Origin of the sequence: Burkholderia sp. AU6039, assembly GCF_002223365.1 — a bacterium.
Taxonomy (GTDB): domain Bacteria; phylum Pseudomonadota; class Gammaproteobacteria; order Burkholderiales; family Burkholderiaceae; genus Burkholderia.
In genome coordinates this window covers 1-363 of the sequence record NZ_NKFK01000042.1, presented here as the reverse complement: position 1 = coordinate 363, position 363 = coordinate 1, and the positions used below count along the sequence as shown (strand labels likewise).

Here is a 363-nt window from a genome sequence, read left to right as displayed (position 1 = left end):
TTTCGGGCGCATCCCGAACATCGCTCACGGGGCCACTGAGTGGTCTTCTGCCGGAGCGGAGCGGCGCGAGCGAGAATGACCGTGCAGTGAAACGGCCGCGTATTGCTCCCGGCCCTGACTCTCTGCGCGGCGGCGTCACGAATGTTGACGACGAGGCATTGATCCAGGCCTATCAGGGCGCATCGAACACGCATCCGGCCACGGCGCGCAACCATGCGAGCCACCTGCGCCAGCTTGCCGCGTGGCTGCGGGCCAATCGGACCGCCGGGGGAGAACCGCGCCCGACCCTGGGTGCACTGCGCAATGAGGTGCTCCAGTCAGGGCAGCCGGCGCGCGTGAACGCTCATGTGCAGGCGTTCCGCC

At 68.3% G+C, this 363-nt stretch carries 1 protein-coding gene; it reads left to right on the top strand.

Annotated features, from left to right (window positions below):
- Window positions 1–158 precede the first annotated feature (158 nt).
- Window positions 159–363, top strand: a 205-nt coding sequence (locus tag CFB39_RS38565; protein ID WP_144030407.1) for a hypothetical protein, incomplete at its 3' end; no start/stop codon positions are given.